This window comes from Microbacterium longlingense (assembly GCF_058349825.2).
Genome location: NZ_JBYRJA020000005.1, coordinates 292,054 through 303,139 on the forward strand (window position 1 = coordinate 292,054; position 11,086 = coordinate 303,139).

The following is an 11,086-nucleotide window of genomic DNA, read 5'->3' on the forward strand; positions in this document are numbered from 1 at the left end:
CCGGGAACCCCACCCGGGCGTGGGGTGGGCCGACTAGGATCGGCGCCATGACCACCCGCGCCGACTCTCGCCGGCGTGGCCGCAGCGGCGCACCCCGTCGCGCGACGGTGGGGACGGTGCTGGGGGAGCTCGTTGTGACCGCGGGCGTCATCGCGGTGCTGTTCGCCGTCTGGCAGCTGTGGGCGAGCGACCTCATCATGAGCGCGGAGAAGAACGCGCGCGGCCAGCAGCTTTCGCTGGCCTGGTCCGCCGCCGCCCCGGTCTCGGCGGACGCAGAGCCCGAGACGCCACCGCTTCCCGTTCCGGAGCATCCTGCGGACGGCGAGGTCTTCGCTGTGCTGCACGTGCCGCGGTTCGGCTCCGATTACGCCGTCCAGATCGCCGGCGGCACGTCGCGTTCCGTCACGCTCGATCCGATCGGCGTCGGGGTCTACGATCGCTCCAGCATGCCGGGCGAGGCGGGCAACCTCTCGCTCGCCGGTCATCGCACCACCTGGGGGCAGCCGTTCCGCCGGATCGATGAGCTGCGCCTGAACGATGCGATCGTGGTGGAGACCCCGGATGGCTGGTACACCTATCGGTTCCGCACCCTGGCGTATGTCGCCCCGGACGATGTCGATGTGCTCCTGCCCGTGCCGCAAGAACCCGGTGGGGCGACGGGGGAGCAGTTCATCACGCTCACGGCATGTTCACCGCTGTACTCCCTCGCCGAACGGATCGTCGCGTTCGGCGTGTTCGACGGCTTCCAGGCCCGCGCCGACGGCCCGCCTCCATCCCTGACAGAGGGGACGCTCTGATGTACGCAGCGCTGTGGCGCATCCTTCCCGGACCGCGGTGGCTCCGCGCGGTCATCATGCTCATGCTCGCCGTGGCGGTGGTCTCCGTGCTGTTCTTCTTCGTGTTCCCCTGGGTGAGCCCCGCTGTTCTTCCCGGGGAGGTGGATGTGTCATGACCCGTGTTCTCGTGATCGACAACCACGACAGCTTCGTGTTCATCCTCGTCTCGTATCTGCGCGAGCTGGGGGCCGATGTCGACGTGGTCGAGGCGGACGCGATCGATCCGGGCGACCTCGACCCGCTGTTCGACGGTTATGCCGGGGTGCTCGTCTCCCCGGGGCCCGGTTCGCCGGCCACGGCAGGTGCATCCGTTCCGGCGATCCAGGTGGCAGCCCGGCGCGGGACGCCCGTGCTGGGCGTGTGCCTGGGGCATCAGGCCATCGGCGCGGCCTTCGGCGCGCCAGTGGGGGAGGCGCCGGAACTCATGCACGGGCGGTCCTCCGCGGTGCACCACGATGGCACAGGGCTGTTCACCGGCCTCCCGTCGCCGTTCGCCGCCGGCCGTTACCACTCGCTCGCCCTGGCCGAGGCCGCCCTGCCGGCGGAGCTCGTGGTCACCGCCCGGACCGATGCGGGAACGGTGATGGGCGTCGCGCACCGTGATCTGCCGATCGCCGGGGTGCAGTTCCATCCCGAGAGCGTGCTGACCGAGGGCGGCCACCGGATGCTGCAGAACTGGCTCGACAGCCTCCCTGCGGACGGCTGAGCACCGACGGACACGCGTCCTGCGCCGATACCCCCACTGCCGCGGCGGCCTGTGCGAGCCGGCTGCGCCCGGAGCGACGGGCCGAGCGGTCGCGGGGCTCCTTACTCGTGGGGCTCTTCGTCCGTGCCGGGCTCGGGGTCGGGTTTGGTCGGCGCCGGCGCGCTGCCGTCGCCGGAGCAGGAGAACAGCTCCACCGTCGAACGCACCGCCACATCGCCGGGCGCGACCGACATGCGGGCCACGGTCGGCGGGGTCGTCGTGGCGCAGCTCGGGTCACCGGTGGTGCGGGGAGTGAGCCCCAGGGCGGTGAGCTCGGCTTCGGCAGCCTCCACCGGCCATCCGCTGAAGTCGCGCACGGTCACGACACCACTGGCGACGACGAGATCGATCACGGTGCCGGGCGCGACCTCTTCGTCTGCCAGGCGGCTGGCGGCGATCACGGTGTTCGCCGCCAGAGCGGGGTCGTTGCGGTAGGTGACGGTGCCCATCGTGAGGCCGGCCTTCCCGATCGCGTCCTTGGCGGCGGGCAGCAGCAGGCCCTCGAGCCGGGGCATGGTCTTCATCTCGGCGCCGGTCGACACGTGCAGGGTCACGGTCTGCCCGATCGCGACGGTCGTGCCGGGAGCCGGGTCGGTGCTGATCACGTTGCCGTCGGCGATGTCGGCGTTGGACTCCTCCACGGTCTCGGTGAGCAGATCGAGGCGCTCGAACTCGGCCTGTGCGGCCTCCAGCGTCCAGCCGGCGACCTCGGGCACCACGCGTGATGCGGAGGGAACATCGCCGTCCGGACGGATGGAGAGGACCCAGATGAGCACGGATGCCAGAAGCACCGCCAGGAGCGCCACGCCGGCCCAGATCCACGCCACGGGCGGCCCGGTCTGGGTACGGGTCATGGTGGTGTCTGTGCTGAGCTGGCGCAGCGAGCGTGCCGTCTCGGCGGCCTGCCGGGGGCTGGCGCCGTAGAGCTCGTTGGTGAGGGCGCCGAGCTCGCGTTTCGACGGCGCGCGGCCGGCCGCAGCGGCGTCGAGGGCCTCACGGAAGGCCGCCGCGTCGGGGAAACGCTGGAACGGATCCTTCGCCATGGCCCGCAGCACGACGGCGTCGAGGGCATGGGGTGCCTGCTCGAGCACGTCGCTCGGGGGGGTGGGGGCTTCGCTCACGTGCTGGTAGGCCACGGCGACGGGGGAGTCACCGCGGAACGGTGGGCGTCCGGCGAGCAGCTCGTAGAGCACGACGCCGGTGGAGTACAGGTCGGTGCGCGAGTCGACCTGCTCGCCCTTGGCCTGCTCCGGGGAGAAGTAGCTCGCGGTGCCGATGATCTGCGTCGTCTCAGCGACCGTCGAGGAGGAGTCGGAGACGGCACGGGCGATGCCGAAGTCCATCACCTTCACCTGGCCGCGGGAGGTGATCATGACGTTGCCCGGCTTGATGTCGCGGTGCACGACGCCGGCGCGGTGGGAGTACTGGAGAGCCTCGAGGATGCCGTCGACATATCGCACCGCGTCGTCGACGGGCACCGGGCCGCGGGCCATGACGTCTTTCAGCAGCTCGCCGTCGACGAACTCCATGACGATGTAGGGGATGGGGCCGTCGTCGCCGGGCTCTTCGCCGGCGTCGTATACGCGCACGATCGACGGGTGAGACATGCGCGATGCCGCCTGCGCTTCGAGCCGGAACCGGGTGCGGAAAGACGCGTCGCGGGCGAGCGAGGGGTCGAGGATCTTGATCGCGACTTCTCGGCCCAGCGTCGTGTCATGTCCCAGGAAAACCCGGGCCATGCCGCCCTGGCCGATCTGCTCGCCGACGCTGTAGCGCCCGCCAAGCGTCTCTGCGGCCACGCACCTACCCCCTTTGACCTTGTCTGAAGGACCATATTCCATTCAGGCGAATTCAACCTGAACGTCCGCGTCTCCCGGAACGTCGGGCTCGCTACTGGTCGCCGCCCTCTGTTCCCTCATTGCCGGGTTCGTCGGTCGGCTCCGGGCTGGGCTGCGGGTCCGCCGAGACGATCGGGACCGTCAGCGTGGGAGAAGCGCCCGTCGCTCCGCTGACAGAGCAGGTGACCGTGTAGCTGGCCACCAGCTGGGTGTCCACGGTGTTGGCCACGGTGACCTCGGCGCTGGTCTGGCTGATGCCCTCGAAGACCATCGTGGACTGGCCGTTCGCCAGGAAGGTGCCATTGCTGAGATTCACGGTGTATCCGGCGAAGTCGCCCGCGCCGCTCGGGCACGCGTATGCGCTCCACCGCAGGGTGACCGTGCTGCCGGCGACGACGCTCTCCGCGTCGATCGTCGGGGCGCTCTCGAGAGATCCGGCCGAGACCACGTCACCGTAGACCGACAGGGCGAGGATCGTGCCCTTCGCCACCGTTCCGGTCTTGTCGATCGCGTAGACCTTGCCCACCTGGTCCGCGGCGGTCGCGGCGTTGCCCGTGGTGCAGTTGACGTCGAGACCGGCATCGGTCGCCTTGGTCTTCGCCTCTTCGCAGCTGAGGCCCATGAGGCCGAGGGCATCGACATCGACGCGGTCGATGGTCGGGGTCGCCGACGGTGTGGGGGTGTTGGTGGGGGTGCTGGTGGAGGACGACGTCGGGTCGGGCTCCGGCTTGTCGTCGCCGCCGCCCACCATCGACCACACGAAGCCGCCGAGCGCGATCAGCAGGATCGCGATCAACGCGACCAGCGGCCACGTCCAGGGGCTGCGCTTGCGCTCTTCCTTCTCCTCGGGCTCCTCGGCATCGGTGGGGATGCGCGCCGTGGTCGGGAGGATGCGCGTCGCGCCATCGCCACCGGCCGCGGGGAACAACTGGGTCAGGTCGTCCGCCCCGGCAGCGCCGGCGATCGCGGGCACGGCGATCGTTGCGGAGTTGAGGTCGTTGCGGCGCAGCGCCTGCGCGGCGCGCGCGACATTCGCGGCGGAGGACGGCCGGTCGGCGGGCTTCTTCGCGAGCATCGCCATGATGAGGTTCTGGACCGGCTGCGGCACGGATGCGGGCAGCGGCGGGGGCTGCTCGTTGATCTGCGCCATGGCGATCGCCACCTGTGATTCCCCGGTGAACGGGCGGTGCCCGGCCAGGCACTCATAGGCGACGATGCCGAGCGAGTAGATGTCCGTCGCGGGCGATGCGGCATGACCAGACGCCTGCTCCGGCGAGAGGTACTGCACGGTGCCCATGACCTGCCCGGTGGCCGTCAGCGGAACCTGATCGGCGATGCGCGCGATGCCGAAGTCGGTGATCTTCACCCGGCCGTCTGGCGTGATCAGCAGGTTTCCCGGCTTGATGTCGCGGTGCACCAGGCCGGCGGCGTGCGCCGCCTGCAGGGCCGAGGCCGTCTGGGCGACGATGTCGAGCGTACGATCCGGGCTGATGGAGCCCTCGCGCTCCAGGATCGTCGACAGCGCCTCGCCCGGCACGAGCTCCATGACGAGATAGGCGCTGCCGTTCTCCTCGCCGTAGTCGAACACGCTGGCGATGCCCTCATGGTTCACGAGCGCGGCGTGGCGGGCCTCGGCGCGGAAGCGCTCGAGGAACCCGGGGTCGCCCATGTACTCGTCCTTGAGGATCTTGATGGCGACGGTGCGACCGATCACATGGTCGGTGGCCTCCCAGACCTCGCCCATGCCGCCGATCGCGACACGCGAGACCAGCTCGTAACGCCCGCCGAAAGAAACTCCCTGCGTCGGCCTCATTTGCCCAGCACCGCCTCCATGACCTTCTTCGCGATCGGAGACGCGATCTCGTCTCCTGACCCCGACTGTCCCATCCCACCGCCGTTTTCGACGACGACCGCCACGGCGACGGTCGGGTTCTCTGCGGGCGCGAACCCGGTGAACCAGAGCGTGTACGGCCTGGTGTCCCCGTTCTCTGCTGTGCCCGTCTTCCCGGCGACGTCGACGCCGTCTATTCTTGCACCTTGTGCGGCGCCGTCATTGACTCCCCGCACCATCACGGCGGTGAGGGCCCTGGCATCCAGGACCGTCATGGCATCGCCCAGCTCGATGTCCTCGAACGCGCGCTGCACGGAGAGATCATTGCCGAGCACCTGATCGACCAGGCGCGGCGACATCACCGTGCCGCTGTTCGCGATGCCGGCGGCGACCATGGCCATCTGGAGCGCGCTGGCGGTGACATCGCCCTGTCCGAATCCGGTGAGCGCCGTCTGCGGGACGTCGAGCTCCTGGGTGGGGTAGCCGGAGGCGACCACGTCGAGGGGGATCTCGAGGTCCTGGTTGAACCCGAAGCGCTCGGCGGTGCGGCGGATCTGATCCGAACCGATCTCCACGGCCAGCTCGGCCAGGGGGATGTTGCAGCTCAGGCGCAGGGCGTCGGCGATGGTCACCGTGGTGCCCTCCCCGCAGGCCGTGCCCCAGGCATTGTGGATCGGCGACGTGGTGCCGGGCGGCGTGTAGCTGGGCGGGTTGGGCAGCGTGGACTGCAGCGTCCAGTTACCGGTCTCCAGCGCGGCGGCGACCACCACGAGTTTGAAGGTCGACCCGGGAGGGTTCAGGCTGCGGATGCCGTGGCTCAGCAGCGGTTCGCCCGGGTCGGCGGCGAGGGCCTGATAGGCCTCGTCCACGGCGTCGGTGTCGTGGTCGGCGAGGGTGTTGGCGTCGAAGCCGGGTGTGGAGTAGAGCGCGAGGACGCGGCCGGTGTCCGGCTCGATCGCGACGACCGCGCCCTCGTAGCCGTCCATCGCCTCGGCCGCGGCACGCTGGGCTGCGCCGTCGAGGGTGAGCACGACGTTCGATCCCTGCGCAGGCTGACCGGAGATGATCCGCTCGATCGAGGCGAAGAACTGCGAGCTGCCCGTGCCGGAGAGGTCGGCGTTCATCGCCTGCTCGATGCCGGTCGCGGAGCCCAGCACGGGGTTGTAGTAGCCGGTCACGGCGGACCAGAGCGGGCTGTCCTCATAGACGCGCTGGAAAGAATAGGCGTCGGCGGATGGCACCGAGTAGGCGATGGGCTCGCCGTCGACGATGATCGAGCCGCGCTGCACCTCGTAGCTGTCCAGGCGGGTGCGGTCGTTGCGGTCGTTCTGCGCCAGGGTCTGCGCGTCGACCACCTGGATCCAGCTGGTGGCCGCGAACAGCGACACGAACATCAGCAACACGAGGATGCTGAGCCGGCGGAGTTCCTTCGTCACCCGATCACCACCCTCGGCTGGCGCCGCACGCCGTCGGAGATGCGCAGCAGGAGCGCGACGATCAGCCAGTTCGCCACGAGGGAGGACCCTCCGGCGGCCAGGAACGGCGTCGTGAGGCCGGTGAGCGGGATCACCCGGGTGACGCCGCCGACCATGATGAACACCTGCAGGGCGATCGTGAACGACAGGCCGGTCGCGAGGAGCTTGCCGAAGTCGTCCTGCCCGGCGAGCCCGATGCGCAGGCCACGGCTGACGAAGACCATGTAGAGGCAGAGGATCGCGAACAGACCGATCAGGCCCAGCTCCTCACCGAGGCTGGGGATGATGTAGTCGCTCTCCGCCAGCGGGGTGATGTGCGGGCGGCCCTGACCCAGTCCGGTGCCGAGGAGACCGCCGTGGGCGAGGCCGAAGATACCGCTGATCAGCTGGTAGCTGCCGCCCCATGCGTCGATGACATCGGGGTCGAAGGCGAACAGCCAGTTCTCGAACCGGCCGCGCACATAGGGGAGCACGCGGGTGGCAGCCAGAGCGCCCGCGATCACCAGGGCGAGGCCGATCAGCACCCAGCTGGTCTTGCCGGTGGCGACGTAGAGCATCGCGACGAACATGCCGAACAGCAGCAGCCCGGTGCCGAGATCGTGCTGGACGACGATGATGCCGAGTGAGACCAGCCACACCACGATCACAGGGCCGAGCTCCCGCATGCGCGGCCAGGTGATGCCGAGGAACCGGGTGCCGACGGACGTGAGGCTCTCCCGCGTGCGCACGAGGTAGCCGGCGAAGAAGATCGCCAGGCAGATCTTGGCGATCTCGCCGGGCTGGAAGGAGAAAATGCCGCCGATCGACACCCACACGTCTGCGTTGGCGTCTGCCACGCGCAGCCCGGGGATGAACGGCAGGATGAGCAGCACGATGCCGGCCAGGCCGAACAGGTATGTGTAGCGGAACAGCACGCGGTAGTTGCGCAGTGCGATGACGACCGCGATCGCGCCGGCCAGCGAGATCGCGAGCCACGCGAGCTGCCGATTGGAGTATGCCCCCCAGCCGGTGACGCCCTCGGCGATGTCCAGGCGGTAGATCATCGCGATGCCGAGGCCCGTGAGCAGCGTCGCGATCGGCACGACGAACGGGTCGGCGTCTGCGGCGACGAAGCGCAGCACCACGTGCAGGGCGAGCACGACGATCGCGAGCCCCCCGGCGATGGCGAGGATCATCGGGTCGATGGTGCCGAGCGCCCCCAGCTGTACGAGCGTGATCGCGATTCCGCTCATCAGGATCGCGAACAGCAGGAGCCAGAGCTCGCGGTTGCGCTGCGACTGCGGCATCCGCATCTTGCGCAGGGCCTGGAGGATGCTGGTGTCGGCGGCGACGTCGGCGCTCATCGGCGGTCCTCCGCGGATGATTCGAGGCGATCGACGATCGACTGGGCGTGTTCGAGCGAGTTGGCGGTGACGGTGCGGGTCACGGTGAGCCGGTCGAACGGCGGCAGCTCGTCGACGTGGATGTCGGTGTCGCGGTAGACGTGCGACAGCGTGATCGGCCCGATGTCCTGCTGGATGCCCTGGTAGATGGCGACCGTGCCCTCTTCGCTGATCCCGACGAAGTAGCGCGTCTGCGTCCACGAGTACGCGCCCCAGGCGGCCGCGGCGAGCAGCAGCAGCACCACGACGAATCCGCTGATCCAGATGCCGCGTCGGCGGCGCGCCCGGCGGCGGTCCTCCTCGATGAGCTCCTCGAGGTAGTCGGCCGATGGCTCGAAGTGGCTGGGCTCGTTCGCCGCCTGACGCACCGGATGCAGCCAGCTGGGGCGTGCCGGACGCGCCGGACGTGCCGGCACGGTGCCGCTGGGGTTGGAGGCGGAGCCCACGATGGTGGGGGCGCCGGACAGCACCGGGTGCTGTCCGCCGACGTCGACGATCACGATGGTGACGTTGTCCGGTGCGCCGCCGTCGAGGGCCTGCTTGAGCAGCCCGTCCGCGGTGCGTCCCGGGGGGAGCCCCATCCGGAACGCCTTGCGCATGTGCGTCTCATCGACCACGCCGGACAGGCCGTCGGAGCACAGCAGCCAGCGGTCGCCGGGCTGGGTGGGCATCACGAACATGTCCAGCTCCGGCGACATGTCCATGTCGCTGAGCACCCGCATCAGCACGGAGCGGCGGGGGTGGTAGCGCGCCTCCTCCGGGGTGATGCGGCCGGAGTCTACCAGCCGCTGCACGAAGGTGTGGTCGGTGGTGATCTGGGTGAGCTCTTCATCGCGGTACAGATAGATGCGCGAGTCGCCGATGTGGCCGATGACGGCGTAGTCATCGACCATGATGATGGCGCTCAGCGTCGTGCCGAGGCCCGCCAGCTCCGGCCGCTCCTTGGCCGCACGCACCAGGTCGTCCGCACAGATCTGGGAGACGTCGCGCAGTGCGTCCTCCGCCGCTTCGATCGATGTATATCCCTGATCGAGGGGAGCGATGCGGTGCACGGCCAGGCTCGATGCCACATCGCCGCCGGCATGGCCGCCCATGCCGTCCGCCACCGCGAACAGGTTGGCACCGGCGTAGCCGGAGTCCTGGTTGTTCGAGCGCACCTTCCCGGTGTGCGAGATGGCGGCGCTGGAGCCTTCGAAGACCATGTCGGGTCAGGCTCGCAGTTCGAAGGTCGTTGCACCGACCCGGATCGGGACGCCGAGATGGATCGCCGCGGGTGCGGTCACCCGGGATCCGTCGAGGAAGGTGCCGTTGGTGGAGTCGAGGTCCTGGATCATCCACTGATCGCCCCACAGCACGAGGCGGGCGTGATGGCTGGAGGTGTAGTCGTCGCGGATGACGAGGCCGGACTCGCTGGATCGGCCGATCGTCATGGGGTCGGTGCCGAGGGGCAGATCGAGCCCGGTCTTCGGTCCGGAGGTGATCACGAGATGGCGCGCGGTGGCGGTGGTCGCGGGGCCGGACGTCTTGGTCGGGGACGACGCTTTCGGGGCCGGCGCCGGGGCGGGGGCCTGGGCTGGTGCGCCACCGGCCGGTGCCGGCATCTTGCGCACGCGCACCCCGAAGAGGTCGGCTCGCAGCGAGTAGACCACCGCGAACACGAAGATCCACATCAGGATGAGGAACCCGACCCGCAGGATCAGGAGGGTCAGTTCGCTCACGGCATCCCCCCGAAGGTGCTGTCGTCGTACATGTCGCCGCCACGGCGCGCGGTGCGTGCCGCCACGGGAACGATCCGGAAGGTGAGGTCGGTGCGGCCGATCGTGATCACCGATCCGGTGGCGAGGGCGCCCTCGCGCACCTGCTGCCCGTCGAGGCGGGTGCCGTTGGTGGAGCCGAGGTCGCGGAGCATCGCGTGGTCGCCGTCCCACAGGATCTCGGCGTGGCGACGACTGGAACCGGCATCCGCGATCGTGATGTCGGCGTCGCTGCCGCGGCCGATCACCGTGCGGGCGCCGGAGAGCGTGTGCCGGCGGCCGTTGACCTCGACCTCGGCCTGCCAGCGCACGTCGCTCTGGGCCGCGCTGGAGTCGACGCCCACGGTGCCGGTGGGCACCTGGGGGTCTGTGGTCAGGGTGATGGAGAGGGGCTGAGCGAAGCTGTACCCCTGCCGCCGTGCGTGATCGCTGAGGAGGGTGTGCAGCTCGCTGTTGAGCGCGGGGCCGAGCGACGTCATCCGCTCGGCGTCTTCCGGGCTCAGCCGCACGGTGTAGGCGTGCGGGGTGATGATGCGGTCGCGGGAGACCACGGCCGACTTCGTGTCGGCTTCGCGGCGGAGGGCCGACGCGATCTCGACCGGCTGGATGCCGCTGCGGAAGGTTCTGGCGAACGCGCCGTTCACGGCGCGTTCGATCCCCTTCTCGAAGCTGTCGAGCAGTCCCACGGGCGCTCCCAGGTGGTGTGGCCGGTCGATGGTCAGGTGTGTTCGTCTCTGATCCGGAGCACGTTCACGCGCACCAGACAGGGACATCGTAGCCAGCCGACCTGGGCGAATTCCGGTTTCGTGGCCTTTTCCGCCGGTCGCGCGCTCGCCGCGGGGCGTTGCGAGGGGCGCTGCGGGGCCGCCTCGGACCCACCGGATGTTTCCATCGCGCCCTCGGAGCGGCTCCGATGCGGGAGAGGTCCGGTGTGCAGGACAGGCATCCGCTTCGTGATATCTTGGGGAGGTTGGGTCCGAGAGGGCACGACGTTGCGCGAGTGGCGGAATAGGTAGACGCGCTGGCTTCAGGTGCCAGTGCCCGCAAGGGCGTGGGGGTTCAAGTCCCCCCTCGCGCACGCAAATGAAATGGCCCCTGACCTGGGATTTTATCTCTCGGGTTGGGGGTCATTCGCGTTGGAAGTGCGAGAAAAAGTGCTAAGCCTTGCCAAGGTGGGCGGCGAAGCGGTCTCCTGCCGAGCGCTGCGTGGTCGGGGTGACGTGGG

Annotated in this window: 10 protein-coding genes and 1 tRNA gene; 4 read left to right on the plus strand and 7 right to left on the minus strand. The window is 69.5% G+C overall.

Features of this window, described 5'->3' with window-relative positions; translation table 11 throughout:
* Positions 1 to 47: 47 nt before the first annotated feature.
* Genes AC3RXY_RS09675 through AC3RXY_RS09685 form a run of 3 tightly spaced genes read left to right on the plus strand, consistent with a single transcriptional unit; the run spans position 48 to position 1,542 of the window.
* Positions 48 to 797: a class E sortase gene (locus AC3RXY_RS09675; RefSeq protein ID WP_491510701.1), complete on the plus strand. Its 750-nt coding sequence runs from the start codon at positions 48 to 50 to the stop codon at positions 795 to 797.
* Positions 797 to 952 (plus strand): hypothetical protein, encoded by a 156-nt coding sequence (locus AC3RXY_RS09680; RefSeq protein ID WP_491510702.1) that lies wholly within the window; start codon positions 797 to 799, stop codon positions 950 to 952. Before AC3RXY_RS09675 ends, AC3RXY_RS09680 begins: the two co-directional genes overlap by 1 nt.
* The gene (locus tag AC3RXY_RS09685; protein ID WP_491510703.1) at positions 949 to 1,542 is read left to right on the plus strand and encodes an anthranilate synthase component II; all 594 of its coding nucleotides are present in this window, start codon (positions 949 to 951) and stop codon (positions 1,540 to 1,542) included. Before AC3RXY_RS09680 ends, AC3RXY_RS09685 begins: the two co-directional genes overlap by 4 nt.
* Positions 1,543 to 1,643: 101 nt before the next feature.
* Here AC3RXY_RS09685 and pknB read toward each other — a convergent pair whose 3' ends face one another.
* The 7 genes from pknB to AC3RXY_RS09720 are packed head-to-tail and all read right to left on the minus strand — an operon-like array spanning position 1,644 to position 10,547.
* Positions 1,644 to 3,422 (minus strand): Stk1 family PASTA domain-containing Ser/Thr kinase, encoded by a 1,779-nt coding sequence (gene pknB, locus AC3RXY_RS09690; protein ID WP_491510704.1) that lies wholly within the window; start codon positions 3,420 to 3,422, stop codon positions 1,644 to 1,646.
* A 49-nt stretch (positions 3,423 to 3,471) separates the two neighbouring features.
* A complete protein-coding gene (locus AC3RXY_RS09695; RefSeq protein WP_491510705.1) occupies positions 3,472 to 5,232 on the minus strand; it encodes a serine/threonine-protein kinase in 1,761 nt (586 codons plus the stop codon).
* Positions 5,229 to 6,686, minus strand: a complete 1,458-nt coding sequence (locus tag AC3RXY_RS09700; protein ID WP_491510706.1) for a peptidoglycan D,D-transpeptidase FtsI family protein — start codon at positions 6,684 to 6,686, stop codon at positions 5,229 to 5,231. Before AC3RXY_RS09700 ends, AC3RXY_RS09695 begins: the two co-directional genes overlap by 4 nt.
* Positions 6,683 to 8,068 carry an FtsW/RodA/SpoVE family cell cycle protein gene (locus AC3RXY_RS09705; RefSeq protein WP_491510707.1) on the minus strand — a complete coding sequence of 462 codons (1,386 nt, stop codon included), beginning with the start codon at positions 8,066 to 8,068 and terminating at the stop codon, positions 6,683 to 6,685. The genes AC3RXY_RS09700 and AC3RXY_RS09705 overlap by 4 nt, the downstream gene beginning before the upstream one ends.
* A complete protein-coding gene (locus AC3RXY_RS09710) occupies positions 8,065 to 9,309 on the minus strand; it encodes a PP2C family protein-serine/threonine phosphatase (RefSeq protein ID WP_491510708.1) in 1,245 nt (414 codons plus the stop codon). The genes AC3RXY_RS09705 and AC3RXY_RS09710 overlap by 4 nt, the downstream gene beginning before the upstream one ends.
* 6 nt (positions 9,310 to 9,315) lie before the next feature.
* Positions 9,316 to 9,825: an FHA domain-containing protein FhaB/FipA gene (locus AC3RXY_RS09715; RefSeq protein WP_491510709.1), complete on the minus strand. Its 510-nt coding sequence runs from the start codon at positions 9,823 to 9,825 to the stop codon at positions 9,316 to 9,318.
* The gene (locus tag AC3RXY_RS09720; RefSeq protein WP_491510710.1) at positions 9,822 to 10,547 is read right to left on the minus strand and encodes an FHA domain-containing protein; all 726 of its coding nucleotides are present in this window, start codon (positions 10,545 to 10,547) and stop codon (positions 9,822 to 9,824) included. The genes AC3RXY_RS09715 and AC3RXY_RS09720 overlap by 4 nt, the downstream gene beginning before the upstream one ends.
* A 308-nt stretch (positions 10,548 to 10,855) precedes the next feature.
* Here AC3RXY_RS09720 and AC3RXY_RS09725 point away from each other — a divergent pair.
* Positions 10,856 to 10,939 (plus strand) — tRNA-Leu (locus AC3RXY_RS09725).
* Positions 10,940 to 11,086: the final 147 nt, after the last annotated feature.